Source organism: Maritalea mobilis (assembly GCF_019800885.1).
Classification (GTDB): domain Bacteria; phylum Pseudomonadota; class Alphaproteobacteria; order Rhodobacterales; family Rhodobacteraceae; genus Roseibacterium; species Roseibacterium beibuensis.
In genome coordinates, this window is the sequence record NZ_JAHVKE010000002.1 from 804,784 (window position 1) to 819,783 (window position 15,000).

Consider the following 15,000-nt stretch of genomic DNA (forward strand, 5'->3'; position numbering starts at 1 on the left):
TGAGGCCGGGTCAGAGGGCGCGGGTCGAGAAATACCAATCGACCGTGTTGTAGCCTTCGCCGGCGCGGGCGGCGGCCTCTTCCGGGGTTTTCGGCGTCGGCACGATCACCTCGTCGCCCGGCTTCCAGTTTTCGGGCATGGCGCAGGCGTTCGCGTCCGCCGTTTGCAGGGCGACCAGCAGGCGGTGGATCTCATCGACCGAGCGGCCCGCGTTCATCGGGTAGTAGACCATGGCGCGCAGAACGCCCTCGGGGTCGATGATGAAGGTCGCGCGGACAGCCGCCGTGTCGGAGGCGCCGGGCTGGATCATGCCATAGGCCTGCGCCACCGCCATGTTGAGGTCGGCGATGATCGGGAAGCGGATCTCGACGCCGAATTTTTCCTTGATGTTCAGCATCCACGCGATGTGGCTGTAGTGGCTGTCGATCGACAGGCCCAAAAGCTCGGTGTTCAGCGCGTTGAACTCATCCTGTTTCTTGGCGAAGGCGATGAACTCGGTGGTGCAGACGGGCGTGAAATCGGCCGGGTGCGAGAACAGGATCAGCCACTTGCCCCGGTAGTCTTCGAGGGTCTTCTGACCGTGGGTGGTGGGCGCGTCAAAGGCCGGGGCGGTTTCGTTCAGGCGGGGGCCGGTGGGCTGGATCTGGTCAGTCATCTCTGTCTCCGATGGGGTTGGTGTGTTTCGATGAGGAAGAGATAAGGGGTGGCGCAACTTTGGTGAAATCAATTAAAAAGCTTTCAGATATCGAGAAAGGCAATAACTAATGGTGACCCTCCGCCACCTCCGTTTCCTGGTTGCCGTGGCCGACCAGTTGAATTTCTCGCGCGCGGCCGAGGCCTGTTTCGTGACCCAGCCGACGCTGAGTGCAGGCATCAAGGAGATGGAGGAGCGTCTTGGCGTGCAATTGGTCGAACGCACGCGGCGCAGCGTGATGCTGACCCCTTTGGGCGAGGAGGTCGTGGCGCGCGGGCGACGCCTGCTGCTGGAGGCCGAGGAGATCGACAAGCTGGCCGAGGCGCATCTGCGGCCGGACGAGGGAGAGTTGCGGCTTGGGGCGATTCCGACGATCGGTCCCTACCTGATCCCGCCCGCTCTGCCCGCTTTGCGCGCGGCCTTTCCGAGGCTCAAGATCTACCTGCGCGAAGAGATCACCGAAAGCCTGATCGCCGGGCTGAGCGAGGGGCGGCTCGACGTGATCCTGATCGCCTTGCCTTTCGAAATCGGGTCGCTGGATCACATGCCACTGTTCGAGGACGGTTACCAACTGGCGACGCCGCCCGGTCCGATGGCCGTGAACGGCCCTGCGGCGCTACAGGAGGGCGGGCAGGTCATGCTCCTGGAAAAGGGCCACTGCCTGCAACGCCACGCGCTTCAGGCCTTTCCCGACCGCCATCTGGAACAGGACGAAAGCTTTTCCGCCACCAGCCTGACCACCCTGATCGCCATGGTGTCCGAAGGGTTGGGGATCACGCTGTTGCCGAACCTCGCCGTGGACGCTGGGGTCGCGTCAGGCGGCGCGGTGGCCCTGACGCCCTTGCCCGAGGCCTGCCCGCGGCAGGTCGTGCTGGCGTGGCGAAAGACAAGCGCACGGTCCGAGGTCTTCCGCCGGATCGGTGACGTTTTGATCCGAACTCGGGACACGATGGCGCAAAGCACCTAAAGAAATGGCCGCCCAAGGGCGGCCATTTGCAGTCGGGATGGTGAGAACCCGTCACTCCATCGCTTCCAACTCGTCGATGAAGCCCTCGATCATGCTCAGACCCTTGTCCCAGAACGCGGGGTCGGAGGCATCGAGACCGAAGGGCGCCAGCAATTCCTTGTGGTGCTTGGACCCGCCCGCCTTGAGCATCTCGAAATACTTTTCCTCGAAGCCGGGCGTGCCTTCTTCGTAGACGGCATAGAGCGCGTTCACGAGGCCATCGCCGAAGGCATAGGCGTAGACGTAGAAGGGCGAATGCACGAAGTGCGGGATATAGGCCCAGAAGGTCTCGTAGCCCTCCATGAACTCGAAGACCGGCCCGAGGCTTTCGGCCTGCACGCTCATCCAGAGCGCGTTGATATCGTCGGGGGTCAGTTCCCCGCCGCGGCGCGCGTCGTGCAGTTTGCATTCGAAATCGTAGAAGGCGATCTGGCGGACGACCGTATTGATCATGTCCTCGACCTTGCCCGCCAGCATCACCTTCTTCTGCTGGTCGTCCCTGGCCTCGGCCAGCATCTTGCGGAAGGTGAGCATCTCGCCAAAGACGCTCGCCGTTTCGGCCAGGGTCAGGGGGGTGGAGGACAGCAATTCGCCCTGACCGGCGGCAAGGCGCTGGTGCACGCCATGGCCCAACTCATGCGCGAGCGTCATCACGTCGCGCGGTTTGCCGAGGTAGTTGAGCATCACGTAAGGGTGCACGTCCACGACGGTGGGATGCGCGAAGGCGCCCGGCGCCTTGCCCTCTTTCACGGCGGCGTCGATCCAGCCATCGGTAAAGAACGGCTCGGCCAATTCTGCCATGCGCGGGTCGAACCCGGCATAGGCGTCGGAGACCAGTTTGCGCGCCTCGTCCCAGCCGACGATGCGGGTTTCTTCCATCGGCAGCGGCGCGTTGCGGTCCCAGACTTGCAGCGTGTCGAGGCCCAGCCACTTGGCTTTCAGCTTGTAATAGCGATGGCTCAGGCGCGGGTAGGCGTTGACGACCGCGTTGCGCAGGGCCTCGACCACCTCGGGCTCGACATGGTTGGCGAGGTGACGGCCCATCTGCGGGGTCGGCAAGCCGCGCCAGCGATCCTCGATCTCCTTTTCCTTGGCCAGCGTGTTGTGCACGCGGGCAAAGAGCGGCAGGCGGGACTGGAACGTCTCGGCCAGCGCGCGGGCGCCGGCCTCGCGCTTGGTGCGGTCCTGTTCGGTCAGCAGGTTCAGCGTGGCCTCGATGCCAAGGGTTTCGCCATCGACCTCGAAGCTCAGCCCCGCGATGGTTTCATCGAACAGCTTGTTCCACGCCGACGAGCCGACCACCGACTGGTCGTGCAGGAATTTCTCCAACTCGTCCGACAGCTGGTAGGGCTTCATCGCCCGCATCCGGTCGAAGACGGGCTTGTAGCGGGCGAGGTCCGCGTTCTCGGCCATCAGCGCGTCGTAACGCTCATCCGGGATGCGGTTGAATTCCAGGCTGAAGAACACCAGCGGCGTGGTGAAGGTCGTGATCTTGTCCTGCATGTCGGACATGAACTTGGCGCGCTCGGCGTCGGTCGTGTGCTGGTAATAGCGCAGGCCGGCATAGGACATGATGCGCCCCGCGATCAGGTCGATCTTCTCGTAGCGCAGCACGCAGTCCAGGAGGGCGGTGGCGTCCAGATCGGCCAGTTTGCCCTCGTAATCGGCGGCGAAACTGGCACAGGCCTCTTCCAGCCAGTCAAGGTCGCGCTTCAACTCGGGGGCGTCCTGCGCGGTATAAAGATCGTCGAGGTTCCATTCCGGCAGGTCGCCAAGCGGCACGCCCCCGGCCTCGGTTGCGGCGTCGCGGGGCAGGGCGGCGGGGAAGGGCAAGTTCATCTGGGAAACCTCGGCTGTCGTTGTTTCATCTGCGTTGAGGCAAGATATGCGCCCCGTGTCCGCCCGTCTCAAGGCGAAAGGGGCAGAAAGCCGCGATGCCCGCGCTTGACGCAGGGCCGCCGCGCTGGTCCGATCATCGTGCGGGATGACAGCGGGGTGCGGGGATGGAGTGCGTGACCGGGGCCGAGCGGGCCAGTGCCGAGGATCTGGCCGACCACCGGGCAACGGCCTGGGCGGCGCAGAGGGTGCATGTCGCCGAGAACTCGGTTTTCTATCGGACCTTGTGGCTGGACCAAGCGCCGCCCGAGCGGTTGGAGGACCTGCCGGACCTGCCGCTGTCGGACAAGTCGCAACTGCGCGTGGCACAGGCGGCGCATCCGCCCTTCGGCAATTACCTCGCCGCGCCGGTCACGGACGCGGTGCGGCTGCATCGGACCAGTGGGACGACGGGGCAGGCCATGAACCTTGCGCTGTCAGCCCGCGATGCGCGGATCACGGCGGCGGTCGGCGGGCGATGCCAGGCCTCGGCGGGGCTTGGACCCACGCACCGGGTCGTGCATTGCCTGAACTACCGCATGTGGATGGGCGGGCTGTCGGATCACATGACGCTGGAGGAGACAGGCGCGCTCGTCGTGCCCTTCGGCGTTGGAGAAACGGACCTGCTGGTGCGCACGATCCGCGAGGTGGGGATCGACGCGATCTCCTGTACGCCGTCCTACCCGGCGGTTCTGGAACGGGTCATCGCCGAGCGCTTTCCCGGCACCCATCCGCGCGACCTCGGCCTGAAACTGGGCTTGTTCGGGGGGGAGCCCGGGGTGGATGACCCCGCCTTTCGCGCACGGATGATGGAGACCTGGGGCATGCAGGCGCGCAACGCCAATTACGGCGTGTCGGACGTATTCTGCAATTTCGCCGCCGAATGCCCGCATGACACGGCGCTGCATTTCATGGGTATGGACGTGATGCACCCCGAGCTGATCGACCCCGACAGCGGCGACGTGGTCCCCATCGCGCCGGGCCAGCGGGGGGAATTGGTGCTGACCCACCTGATCCGCGATTGCCAGCCCCTGGTGCGGTTCCGTACCGGCGACATCCTGGAAATCGTCGCGACCGAGCCCTGCGCCTGCGGTGTGACCGGTTTCCGGTTCCGCGTGGCGGGGCGCTCGGATGACATGGTGGTGGTGCGGGGGTTGAACATGTTCCCCTCGATGGTGGCCGCCGTGGTCAACTCCTTCGTCGAGTTGTCGGGAGAGTACCGTATCCGGCTCGACACCCCGCCGCCCTATGACCGCCTGCCCATAGAGGCCGAGCTGGCCGAGGGCGCGCAGACCGACGGATTGGCCGAGGCCTTGGCGCGCGAGATCAAGGCGCGGCTGGGGGCCACGGCCGAGGTGGTGCTGCTCCCCCATGGTACGCTGCCGCGGACCGAGGGCAAGACGAAGCGCGTGATACGGGGGTATGGATGAGCGATTTCACCTATGACACGGTCCTGAGCGAGCGTCGCGGCGCGGTGCGAATCATCACCCTGAACCGGCCCGAGCGGCTGAACGCGATGAACCGCCAATTGATCGACGACCTCGCCCGCGCGGTCGATGACGCCAATGCCGAAGAGGCCTGCCGCGTGATCCTGCTGACCGGGGCGGGCAAGGCGTTTTGTGCCGGCGACGACCGGAAGGACCATGTGCATCCGGAAAGCGAAGCCGAAGCGCGCGACCTCGTTGAGGCGATCCAGCGCTGCACGGTCGCGCTGGTGCAGGGCGAGGCGCCGGTGGTCGGCGCGATCAATGGCTGGGCCGTGGGGGGCGGGTTCGAATGGGCGATTAACTGCGATTTCCCGATCTGGGCGGAAAGCGCGCGCGGGTTCTTTCCCGAAGTGTCGCTGAACGTATTTGTCACAGGCGCGGTGACGGCGATCCTGCCCACCCTGGTCGGGATGACCAAGGCGCGCGAGATGCTGTTTTTTGGCGAGCGCTACGGTGCGGCGGAGCTGGCCGAGATGGGCGTGGCCTGGCGCGTTGTGCCGGATGACGCGTTGATGGCCGAGGCGATCGCCGTGGCCGAGCGCCTTGCGGAGCTGCCGCCCCTGGCCGTGCGGTCGATGAAGCGGGTGCTGAACATGGCGGGCCTGCCCGACCTGACCCGCGCGATGGACCTGGAAATCGAGGCGACGGTCGCCGGGTTTCTTGACCCGGAAACGACCCGGCGGGTCCGGGATTTCTGAGGGGTTGCGCCGCCTTCGGCGTCGCTCTGTCTGCGCCTCAAGGGGCCTTGAGCCCCTTTCGGCGCGGGCGCGTTCCGCGCCGTGCATATTTGAAGGATAAAGATGGGGGCGGGATGCACTGGCCCAAAGGGTGCGGGTTAAAGTTCGACCTCGCCGTCCTCGCCGACCTCGGGCAGGTCTTCCTCGATGGGCGGTGCGTCGGGTGAGCGGCGAATGATGATGTCGCCGTTTGGCAGCCGCTCGGGCAGTTCGTAGGCGGTCAGATCGTCGATCTGGCGGCCGAGTTCCTGAAGGAAGGGCAGCATCTCGTCTTCGAAGAACGGCCGGGCCTCTTCCAGCATGGGGCGCATCTCGTCGAGCAGGTTCTCGAGGATCATGCGCGAGCCTTCGCGAAGCAGGCCGAGGCCTTCGGACATGTCGCCATCGTCATCCTGGGCATGCGCGGGGGCCGCGGCCAGAAGCGCGGCGACGGCGAGAGGGATAAGGCGGGATCGCGTCATGGGTCCAATATAGGGGCTGAGACCCGTCTCAGGAAGGCGCGCTGTTCAGGTCGAGCGTCACCGGGAAATGGTCGGAGGCGGTCAACAGCGCCTCGCGCAGGTGCACATCATGCCAGCAGCCGGGGTCTTCGAACGGATGCCAGATGCGCCAGCTTCGGGCGCGCGGGCGCAGATCGGGCGAGACCATGATGTAGTCGAGAAGCGCGGAGAGGTAGTGCCCCTCCTCGGCGAGAAAAAAGCGTGCGCTGGTGGCCTGGGCGGCGATGCGGCTTTGCAGGGCGCGGGCGGCATGGGGATCGTAGAGGCGGCGATCGGGGGGCAGATCCTTGCCCATCACGATCTCGACCCCGGACCGCCCGAAGAGTTTTTCGTACTCGTCGAGGCCCGGGCCGTCATTGAGATCGCCCAGCACGATCAGGGGCTCTCCTGCATCCAGATGCCCGTCGATGCGCTGACGCAGCCAGATGCATTGCGCCAGTTGCTTGCGGCGGTTGGCGATGGCGATGCGCATCACCTCGTCGGGTGTGCTGGCGCCATGCGGGGCCTTGGATTTGACGTGGCATCCGATCATGCGCATCGGTCCAAGCGCGGTGTCCAACGCCAGTTCCAGCGGCGGCTTGGAGAAGGTGACCACATCCTCGGTCGCGTCGATATCAAGGTCGATGCGGAACGCCCCGTCGAACCGCGGTGCGTCCGGATCCCCGCGCTTGCTCGTGGCATTGCCGCGCGGGTCGTGGCGCGCCGCCATGACATCAGGATCATAAAGCAGCATCAGCTCTTGCTGCGTGTGATTGGCAAAGCCGATCAGCGCCTTGCGCGCCCGGATCCCGGCATGCGCGGCGAAGGTCTCGAGCGCGACCGTGCCGTCGCGGTGGCGCGAGGTGTCGGGGGCTTCGATCACCATGATGGCGTCGGCATCCATGGCGCGGTAGATATGTGCGAGCGCCGCGATCTGGTCCTCGCGCGTCACGTCCTGCCGGGCGGACCAACGGTCGTCGTTCAGCAGCGTGCCGTCATCCGCGAAGAGCGCGTGGAACCACTCGACATTGTAGGTGGCGACCCGCATATCAGGCGGCCCCGTTCCGCTCGGATTGGATCGCCTCCCACGCGATGTTGACCGCGGCAAGCCGCGCCTCGGCGAGTCTCACCGCCTCTTCCGGGACGCCGCGCGCCAGCATCCGGTCGGGATGGGTCGCACGCACCTCGGCCCGCCAGATCGCCTGGATCTCCTCGAGCGGGGTATCCGGCGCCACCCCGAGCACCGTGTAGGGATCCGGCGGCGCATCGGGAACATGCCGGGCGCGCATCCGGCGAAAGGCCCCGTCCTCCATGCCGAAGATCTCGGCGACGCGGGCGAGGAAGGCATCTTCGCCGGGGTGATACTCGCCATCGGCGGTCGCGATGAAGAACAGCCCCTCCATCAAGTCGCACAGCACCGAATCCTGCCCGCAGGGCTGATCGTCCGAGCGGAACATGCGCGCGATCCGGGCGGCGTACTCCTCGAACCCGGCGACGTCCTCGCGCGCCATGTTGAAAACCCGGGCGGCGGCGCGTTCATCTTCGGCGGCGATGTGAAAGACCTGCCGAAAGGCGGCCACCTCGTCACGGGTGACAAGCCCGTCGGCCTTGGCCATCTTCGCAGACAGCGCGATCACCGCGATGGTGAAGGCGACACTGCGCTCGGGCGGGGTGCGCAGCTTGTCGAAGACAGCCGACAATCCCTCGCCCTTCGTCAGGGCGGCCAGCGCGTCCGTGATGCGGGACCAAAGCGACATGGGGGTTTTCTAACGCAAGCGTCCGGCGAGGGGCAGGGGAATTGTCACCGCATGGGCCTCACGACCGGCTGAGGCGCATCCCGCCCCCGCCCCATCTTTATCCCTCAAATATGCAAACGCGCGGAACGCGCGACAGCGCGGCAAGGGGCTCGATGCCCCTTGCCCCGCTTCCCCGGGCGACGGCAAAGCCGGCGCAAATCCTCAGAGGTATTTCTGCATCAGCACAAGATCGTGCCACCGGTCGAACTTGCGCCCCACCTCGGCCAGGCGTGCGACCTCGCGGTAGCCAAGCGCTGCATGAAAGGCGATGCCCTCTGCATTCTCGCCAGACACGCCGGCAAAGACCGAATGCACGTCCATGGCGCGCAAGGCCCCCTCGACCGCCGTCATCAAGGCGCGCCCAAGTCCACGCCCGCGGGCCCCCTCGGCGACATGGATGGAATGCTCCCAGGTATGGGCGTAGCCGGGCCCGCCGCGAAACTGGCCCGCCGTGGCAAATCCCGCGACCGCGCCGTCGTGCTCGGCGACGAAGAAGGGTGTCCCGTCAGCCATCATCCTGGCCAGGGCCTCGGGCTCCTTCTCGGCAGTCGTGAAGGTGATGACGGTGTCGCGGATGATCGCGTTCCAGATCTCGGCGATGGCCGTCGCATCCTCGGGGCGCGCCGGGCGGATCACAGCGTGATCTCGCCGCTTGGCGTCGCCAGGACGGCTTCCATGCGCGGCACCTCTCCGGGCACGACCTTGATCCGGTCGTCCGAGATCATCGGCGCAAGGGCCGCCGACAACCCGTCCGCATCGGGCGAGATCAGGCGCAGCCCGGTCAGGCGCACCGAGCGGTCTTCCAGCCGCGGCGCGGGGTGGGCCGGGCCGCTCCATTCGATCAGCGCCGGAAACAGCCCGGAAAAGGGCAGCAGCCCGGTTGTCGGGATCGCCATGCGCCAACGCAAATCGGCCCGTTCAAGGCTCCACGGCACGCCCGTGCCCTCGGGGGCCGCGGCAAGCGCGGCGTCGAGGTCGTCGCAGCGGCAGATCCAAGTGCTGGTACGCGTCACGCCCGCGAAATTGTCGAGGTCGAACCAGCGCGGCTGCGCGGGGGCGGGCGCGCCGGGTTCGATGGCGATCAGTTCGAGATATTCCTCGGGTCCAAGCGACAAGAGGCGGTTCCATGTCCCCATCGCGGCATGTTGCCCACCGGGGGCGAGCGGGACGCCCAGTTTCTCTTCCACCTCGGCCGCGCCGGTTTCCAGCGCCTCGGTCGAGATCGCGATATGGTCGAGTGTCAGCATGGCCGCCCCTTCATGATACCTGTCGCGGCAAGGCGTAGCGCGCGGGCGCGTGTCGGAAAAGCCCGCACTTGGGTCGCGTCGCCTGTTGCGATCCGGCGCGGAACCAAGAAATCTGCCGCCATGAACGACGACCCCAAAGCCCGGTTGCGCAAGCTGGCCTATGCCGCGCGCAAAACTGCCCATGCGGCGGCGGGGGATGCCGTCGTACGCGCAAGCCGCCACCTGCTATCCGAGATCGGCGAGGCCGCCGGGCGGACCGTGTCTGGCTACATGCCGATTCGCACCGAGATCGACCCGCTTCCCGCCATGGCGACGCTGCACGAGGCCGGGGCCCGGGTTTGCGTGCCGGTGATCGCGGGCAAGGGCAAGCCGCTTGATTTCCGCGCGTGGACGCCGGGCTGTGCGCTGGTCGAGGGGCCGTTTGGCGCAATGGTCCCGGACACGGGCGACTGGCTGGTGCCGGATCTGCTGATCGTCCCGCTCGTGGGGTTCGACGCCGCGTTGAACCGCCTGGGCTATGGCGGAGGGTTCTACGACCGCACACTTTCACGTTTGCGCACTGCGGGGCCGGTCCGGGCGATCGGCTTTGCCTATGCCGCGCAGGAACTGCCGGATCTGCCGGTCGAGCCCACGGACCAGCCGCTTGACGCCATCGTGACAGAGCGGGGCGTCATTCGGCCCTAGCCCGGTCACGCCCCCCTTGCCGCGCGCGCCCTTGCGGCATAATCGGATGGTATGAAACTGCTTTTCCTAGGCGACGTGATGGGCCGGGCCGGCCGCACGGCGATCACCGAACATCTCCCCCGCATCAAGGCCGACTGGCGGCTGGATTTCGTCGTGGTCAATGCGGAGAACGCGACCAACGGCGCGGGCCTGTCAGGCGCGCATGCCAAGGCGATCCTCGAGGCCGGGGCGGATTGCATCACGCTTGGTGACCATGCCTTCGACCAGCGCGAGATGATGCAGGTCATCGAAAGCGAGCCGCGCATCCTGCGCCCGATCAATTTCGCCAAGCAGGCGCCGGGCAAGGGGATCCGGATCTTCGAGGCGCCGGGCGGCCGCCGCGTGGTGGTGGCGCAGGCGCTGGGGCAGGTCTTCATGAAACGGCCCTTCGACGATCCGTTCTCGGCGCTCGACGCCGCGCTCAGGACCTATCCGCTCGGCGGGCAGGCCAATGCGGTGATCGTCGACATCCACGCCGAGGCGACCAGCGAGAAGATGGCCACGGGCCATTTCTGCGACGGGCGCGCCAGCCTCGTCGTCGGCACCCACACCCATGTGCCGACCTCGGACACGATGATCCTGCCCGGCGGCACCGCTTACCAGTCCGATGCCGGGATGTGCGGCGACTACAACTCGGTCATCGGGATGGAAAAGGACGAGCCGCTGCGCCGGTTCATCACCGGGATGCCCAAGGGCCGCTTCACCCCGGCCGGTGAGCCTGCCACCCTGTCCGGCGTCTATGTCGAGACCGACGACCGGACCGGCAAGGCCAGCCGCGTTGCGCCCATCCGCGTTGGCGGGCGCCTGCAAGAGGCAACCCCTTGAACCGTGACCGCCTGATCCTGATCGCGCTCTTGGTCGGGATCGGCGCCGCCTGGGGCATCACCCAGCCCTTCGCCAAGATCGCTGTCTCCGAAGGCTACAGGCATTTCGGCATCATCTTCTGGCAATTCGCCCTCGGGGCGCTGATCCTGCTGCCCATTAATGGGCTGCGCAGCGGCCGCCTGCCGATGGGAGCGCGCCATCTTGCGTTCTACACGGTCATTGCCCTGATCGGGACGCTGCTGCCCAACTCGGCCAGTTACACGGCGGCGATCCATCTGCCCTCGGGGATCCTGTCGATCGTGCTTTCGACCGTGCCGATGGTGTCCTTTCCCATCGCGCTGGCGCTTGGGATGGACCGTTTCTCGGCCCTGCGCCTGATGGGCCTGCTGCTTGGCTTCGCCGCCATCCTCCTGATCGGCCTGCCCGAGGCGAGCTTGCCGGACCCCGCGATGGTGTGGTGGCTGCCTCTGGCCCTGGTCGCGCCCGCCTTCTACGCGGTCGAGGGGAATTTCGTCGCCCGCTACGGCACCGAAGGGCTGGACCCGGTGCAGGTGCTTCTGGGTGCCTCGTTGGTGGGACTGATCCTTGCCGCGCCGCTGGCGGTGATGACGGGGCAATGGATCTCGCCCCTGCCGCCCTATGGCGCGCCGGATCTGGCCATCGTCGGCTCTTCCACGGCGCACGCGATCGCCTATGCAGGCTATGTCTGGCTTGTACGGCGCGCCGGCGCGGTCTTTGCCGCGCAGGTCAGCTACCTCGTGACAGGGTTCGGCATCCTCTGGGCCAAGCTCATCCTGGGCGAGACCTATTCGCCCTGGGTCTGGGCGGCGCTCGGGTTGATGATGCTGGGCCTGTTCCTCGTGCAGCCGCGCCGGGCCGAGCCAGCCGTCACCCCCGCCTGACACCGAGTGAACGCCCGGCACCAGTCGCGGCTTGCAGCGACGGTGTTCCTCGTCAATGATGCGCAACGGGCCGGGGCCTCTCCGGATGGCAAGGGATATTCATGCTCGATCTCAACCTGTCTCAGACCGGCGAAGGGGTGATGGCGCTTGTCGTGCTGCTCGTGATGTTCGGCCTGTTCCTGCGCGAGATCTGGCCGACCGAGGTCGTCGCCTTGGGCGGGGTCGCCGCGCTCTTGATCCTTGGCCTGTTGCCCTATGACGCCGCGGTCGAGGTGTTGGCCAACCCCGCGCCCTGGACCATCGCGGCGATGTTCATCGTCATGGGGGCGATGGTGCGGACCGGATCGCTCGACCGGCTGACGAAATTCGCCGAGTCGAACGCGGGCAAGCGGCCAAAGCTGGCGCTTGCGACTCTCCTTGGCTTCGTCGCCATTGCCTCGGCCTTCATGAACAACACGCCCATCGTGGTCATCATGATCCCGGTCTTCGTGCAGGTGGCGCGCATCCTCGAACGCTCGCCCTCCAAGCTGCTGATCCCGCTCAGCTATGCCGCGATCATGGGCGGCACGCTGACCCTGATCGGCACCTCGACCAACCTGCTTGTCGATGGTGTGGCCCGCGCGCGCGGGCTGGAGCCCTTCACCATTTTCGAGATCACGCCCATCGGCCTCGTCGTCGTGGCCTGGGGGATGATTTACCTGCTGGTCGTCGGGCGGCACCTGCTGCCCGATCGCAGTTCGATGGCCTCGGTTCTTGGCAGGGGGCGCTCCAAGGCCAAGTTCTTCACAGAGGTCGCCGTGCCCGAAGAATCCGCCCTGATCGGGCAGAACGTGAACGAGGTGGACCTCTTCCGTCGCGAGGGCGTACGCCTGATCGACGTGCTGCGCGGGGATGCGTCCCTTCGGCGCGACATGACGGGTGTCGTTTTGGAGCCGGGTGACCGCGTGGTTCTGCGCACCGACATGAGCGAGGTTCTGGGCCTTCAGCAATCCAAGGAGCTCAAGACCGTCGACAAACTGAGCCAGGTGCGCACGACCACCGTCGAGGTGCTGATCACGCCGGGCTGCAAGATGGTGGGCCGCAGCCTGGGCAACCTGCGCCTGCGCCGCCGCTACGGGGTCTACCCACTGGCGGTGCATCGCCGGAACCAGAATATCGGCCGGCAACTCGACGACCTCGTGGTGCGGGTGGGTGATACGCTGCTGCTGGAGGGCGACCCCGCCGATATCCAGCGTCTGGCCGCCGACATGGATCTTGTCGATGTCACTACCCCATCCGAGCGCGCCTATCGCCGGACCAAGGCGCCCATCGCGGTGGCCGCCATGGCGGGGATCGTGGTGCTGGCGGCCTTCGACGTGGCCCCCATCCTCGCGCTGGCCGTGATTGCGGTGGCCGTGGTGCTGCTGACCGGCTGCATCGACGCCGAAGAGGCGTTTTCCTTCGTCGAGGGGCGTCTGCTGGCGCTGATCTTCGCCATGCTGGCCGTCGGCGCGGCGCTGGACCATACCGGCGGCATCGAGTTGATCGTGGGCGCGGTTGCGCCATGGCTGCAGACCATGCCGCCCGTCGTCCTGATCTGGGCGGTCTATTTCATCACCACGGTTTTGACCGAGCTGGTCTCGAACAACGCGATCGCGGTCATCATGGCGCCCATCGCCATCGCGCTGGCGGACGCGACCGGCGTCGATGCGCGGCCGCTGGTCGTGGCCGTGATGATTGCGGCCTCTGCCTGTTTTGCGACCCCGATCGGGTACCAGACGAACATGCTGGTCTACGGCCCGGGTGGATATCGATTTACCGATTTCCTTCGCACGGGCATTCCGCTTAACCTCAGTCTCGGGGTGGTCGTCTGCCTGACGATTCCCTTGATCTGGCCGCTCTGAGGACCACCTGAGCATCATGTTGCCGAAACTGTCCGATACCGTGCTGATGGGGATGATCGTCGTCCTTCTGACAGGTTGCGTGGCCTCGTCCCCGCGCCCGGTCGCGGTTGAGGTCAGCCGCGCCGCCATCGACGTGCGCCTCTCGGATGGCAGCCGGTGCACCGGGCCTGCGCCTGCCGGGTCGCCGACGGCATGGTCCGGCCGGTTGACGGGATGCAGCGCAAGCTATCCCTACACCGTCGTGTTCGAGACCAACCCGAACCTCCTGCGTCAGGGTGTCGAGGCCGTGGTCGAAGCAATCGGCGCCGACGGCCTGCTTTACCCCATGGCCGAGGTCGCGATCACCGGGCCCGAAGGGCAGACCTGGCGCTTTTCCTCGCCCCCGCCGCAGGTCGACTGACCGCCAGCACATGCAGCGCCTTGCGGTGACGCGGGCGCACGGGTAAAACCCGCGCGATTGTCAGCACCGACCGGGAGAGACCCATGGCAGGCCATTCAAAATGGGCGAACATCCAGCACCGCAAGGGTCGTCAGGACGCCGCGCGGTCGAAACTGTTTTCCAAGCTCGCCAAGGAAATCACCGTGGCGGCCAAGATGGGCGACCCGGACCCCGACAAGAACCCCCGCCTGCGCCTGGCCGTGAAAGAGGCCAAGTCGAATTCGGTCCCGAAGGACGTGATCGACCGCGCGATCAAGAAATCGCAGGGCGGGGATGCCGAGAATTACGAGGAAATCCGCTACGAGGGCTATGGCCCTAACGGCGTTGCGATCATCGTCGAGGCGATGACCGACAACCGTAACCGGACGGCCAGTACGGTGCGCTCGACCTTCGGCAAGAACGGCGGCAACCTTGGTGAAACCGGCTCGGTCAGCTTCATGTTCGACCGCAAGGGGCAGGTGACCTACCCGGCTTCGGTCGGGGACGCGGACACGGTGATGATGGCCGCCATCGAGGCCGGCGCAGAGGACGTGGAATCGAGCGACGAGGAACACGTCATCTGGTGCGCCGATACCGATCTCAACGATGTCTCCAACGCGCTGGAGGCCGAACTGGGCGAGTCCGACTCGACCAAGCTGGTCTGGCGCCCCACCACCACGACCGAGCTGGGGCTGGAGGATGCGCAGAAGCTGATGAAGCTGATCGAGGCCTTGGAAGACGACGACGACGTGCAGAACGTCACCGCGAATTTCGAGATCTCGGACGAGGTGATGGAGCAACTGGCGGGCTGAGCGGGGGCGGCGGGACACGCCCCACCCTGCGAAAACCGACACGTCACACCCCGTACACAGGGCGTACACAGTCCGTGCATACACGACTCATGCTCGCCGCGCCGAACGCTTGGGCG

Annotated in this window: 16 protein-coding genes; 9 read left to right on the forward strand and 7 right to left on the reverse strand. The window is 66.4% G+C overall.

Annotated elements, in window-relative coordinates:
• Positions 1-10: 10 nt before the first annotated feature.
• On the reverse strand, positions 11-655 hold the full coding sequence (locus KUV65_RS12885) for a peroxiredoxin (protein ID WP_222191087.1): 645 nt from the start codon (positions 653-655) through the stop codon (positions 11-13).
• 109 nt (positions 656-764) lie between these two features.
• Here KUV65_RS12885 and KUV65_RS12890 point away from each other — a divergent pair, with 109 nt between their 5' ends.
• Positions 765-1,661 carry a hydrogen peroxide-inducible genes activator gene (locus KUV65_RS12890; RefSeq protein ID WP_222191088.1) on the forward strand — a complete coding sequence of 299 codons (897 nt, stop codon included), beginning with the start codon at positions 765-767 and terminating at the stop codon, positions 1,659-1,661.
• A 51-nt stretch (positions 1,662-1,712) separates the two neighbouring features.
• Here KUV65_RS12890 and KUV65_RS12895 read toward each other — a convergent pair whose 3' ends face one another.
• Entirely contained in the window at positions 1,713-3,539 is a 1,827-nt protein-coding gene (locus KUV65_RS12895; RefSeq protein ID WP_222191089.1) for a M3 family oligoendopeptidase, read from the reverse strand.
• 173 nt (positions 3,540-3,712) lie between these two features.
• Between KUV65_RS12895 and KUV65_RS18215 the strand changes: the two genes are divergently transcribed.
• A complete protein-coding gene (locus tag KUV65_RS18215; RefSeq protein WP_222191090.1) occupies positions 3,713-5,005 on the forward strand; it encodes a phenylacetate--CoA ligase family protein in 1,293 nt (430 codons plus the stop codon).
• Positions 5,002-5,760: an enoyl-CoA hydratase/isomerase family protein gene (locus KUV65_RS12905; protein WP_222191091.1), complete on the forward strand. Its 759-nt coding sequence runs from the start codon at positions 5,002-5,004 to the stop codon at positions 5,758-5,760. Before KUV65_RS18215 ends, KUV65_RS12905 begins: the two co-directional genes overlap by 4 nt.
• Before the next feature lie 137 nt (positions 5,761-5,897).
• Here KUV65_RS12905 and KUV65_RS12910 read toward each other — a convergent pair whose 3' ends face one another.
• From KUV65_RS12910 to KUV65_RS12930, 5 genes are all read right to left on the reverse strand, one after another.
• A complete protein-coding gene (locus KUV65_RS12910) occupies positions 5,898-6,260 on the reverse strand; it encodes a hypothetical protein (RefSeq protein ID WP_222191092.1) in 363 nt (120 codons plus the stop codon).
• A gap of 28 nt (positions 6,261-6,288) precedes the next feature.
• Complete coding sequence (locus KUV65_RS12915; RefSeq protein ID WP_222191093.1) at positions 6,289-7,326, reverse strand: endonuclease/exonuclease/phosphatase family protein; 1,038 nt, start codon at positions 7,324-7,326, stop codon at positions 6,289-6,291.
• Between the two features lies 1 nt (position 7,327).
• Positions 7,328-8,035 carry a molecular chaperone DjiA gene (locus KUV65_RS12920; RefSeq protein WP_222191094.1) on the reverse strand — a complete coding sequence of 236 codons (708 nt, stop codon included), beginning with the start codon at positions 8,033-8,035 and terminating at the stop codon, positions 7,328-7,330.
• Positions 8,036-8,236: 201 nt separating this feature from the next.
• A complete protein-coding gene (locus KUV65_RS12925) occupies positions 8,237-8,710 on the reverse strand; it encodes a GNAT family N-acetyltransferase (RefSeq protein WP_222191095.1) in 474 nt (157 codons plus the stop codon).
• On the reverse strand, positions 8,707-9,321 hold the full coding sequence (locus tag KUV65_RS12930; protein WP_222191096.1) for a VOC family protein: 615 nt from the start codon (positions 9,319-9,321) through the stop codon (positions 8,707-8,709). Before KUV65_RS12930 ends, KUV65_RS12925 begins: the two co-directional genes overlap by 4 nt.
• Before the next feature lie 120 nt (positions 9,322-9,441).
• On the opposite strand from KUV65_RS12930, the gene KUV65_RS12935 reads away from it, so the two are divergent.
• The 6 genes from KUV65_RS12935 (at position 9,442) to KUV65_RS12960 (ending at position 14,884) form a co-directional block, all read left to right on the forward strand.
• Positions 9,442-10,005 carry a 5-formyltetrahydrofolate cyclo-ligase gene (locus tag KUV65_RS12935; RefSeq protein WP_222191097.1) on the forward strand — a complete coding sequence of 188 codons (564 nt, stop codon included), beginning with the start codon at positions 9,442-9,444 and terminating at the stop codon, positions 10,003-10,005.
• Positions 10,006-10,056: 51 nt separating this feature from the next.
• The gene (locus tag KUV65_RS12940) at positions 10,057-10,869 is read left to right on the forward strand and encodes a TIGR00282 family metallophosphoesterase (protein ID WP_222191098.1); all 813 of its coding nucleotides are present in this window, start codon (positions 10,057-10,059) and stop codon (positions 10,867-10,869) included.
• Entirely contained in the window at positions 10,866-11,771 is a 906-nt protein-coding gene (locus KUV65_RS12945; RefSeq protein ID WP_222191099.1) for a DMT family transporter, read from the forward strand. Before KUV65_RS12940 ends, KUV65_RS12945 begins: the two co-directional genes overlap by 4 nt.
• Positions 11,772-11,872: 101 nt before the next feature.
• A complete protein-coding gene (locus KUV65_RS12950; protein WP_222191100.1) occupies positions 11,873-13,654 on the forward strand; it encodes an SLC13 family permease in 1,782 nt (593 codons plus the stop codon).
• Positions 13,655-13,670: 16 nt separating this feature from the next.
• Positions 13,671-14,054 carry a hypothetical protein gene (locus tag KUV65_RS12955; protein WP_222191101.1) on the forward strand — a complete coding sequence of 128 codons (384 nt, stop codon included), beginning with the start codon at positions 13,671-13,673 and terminating at the stop codon, positions 14,052-14,054.
• A gap of 83 nt (positions 14,055-14,137) precedes the next feature.
• Complete coding sequence (locus tag KUV65_RS12960) at positions 14,138-14,884, forward strand: YebC/PmpR family DNA-binding transcriptional regulator (protein WP_222191102.1); 747 nt, start codon at positions 14,138-14,140, stop codon at positions 14,882-14,884.
• Positions 14,885-15,000: the final 116 nt, after the last annotated feature.

Excerpts from the sequence above, each read along its gene's own strand:
- KUV65_RS12885 (WP_222191087.1), bottom strand. The coding sequence starts at position 655 with ATGACTGACCAGATCCAGCCCACCGGCCCCCGCCTGAACGAAACCGCC.
- KUV65_RS12890 (WP_222191088.1), top strand. The coding sequence starts at position 765 with ATGGTGACCCTCCGCCACCTCCGTTTCCTGGTTGCCGTGGCCGACCAG.
- KUV65_RS12895 (WP_222191089.1), bottom strand. The coding sequence starts at position 3,539 with ATGAACTTGCCCTTCCCCGCCGCCCTGCCCCGCGACGCCGCAACCGAG.
- KUV65_RS12905 (WP_222191091.1), top strand. The coding sequence starts at position 5,002 with ATGAGCGATTTCACCTATGACACGGTCCTGAGCGAGCGTCGCGGCGCG.
- KUV65_RS12910 (WP_222191092.1), bottom strand. The coding sequence starts at position 6,260 with ATGACGCGATCCCGCCTTATCCCTCTCGCCGTCGCCGCGCTTCTGGCC.
- KUV65_RS12915 (WP_222191093.1), bottom strand. The coding sequence starts at position 7,326 with ATGCGGGTCGCCACCTACAATGTCGAGTGGTTCCACGCGCTCTTCGCG.
- KUV65_RS12920 (WP_222191094.1), bottom strand. The coding sequence starts at position 8,035 with ATGTCGCTTTGGTCCCGCATCACGGACGCGCTGGCCGCCCTGACGAAG.
- KUV65_RS12930 (WP_222191096.1), bottom strand. The coding sequence starts at position 9,321 with ATGCTGACACTCGACCATATCGCGATCTCGACCGAGGCGCTGGAAACC.
- KUV65_RS12935 (WP_222191097.1), top strand. The coding sequence starts at position 9,442 with ATGAACGACGACCCCAAAGCCCGGTTGCGCAAGCTGGCCTATGCCGCG.
- KUV65_RS12940 (WP_222191098.1), top strand. The coding sequence starts at position 10,057 with ATGAAACTGCTTTTCCTAGGCGACGTGATGGGCCGGGCCGGCCGCACG.
- KUV65_RS12950 (WP_222191100.1), top strand. The coding sequence starts at position 11,873 with ATGCTCGATCTCAACCTGTCTCAGACCGGCGAAGGGGTGATGGCGCTT.
- KUV65_RS12955 (WP_222191101.1), top strand. The coding sequence starts at position 13,671 with ATGTTGCCGAAACTGTCCGATACCGTGCTGATGGGGATGATCGTCGTC.
- KUV65_RS12960 (WP_222191102.1), top strand. The coding sequence starts at position 14,138 with ATGGCAGGCCATTCAAAATGGGCGAACATCCAGCACCGCAAGGGTCGT.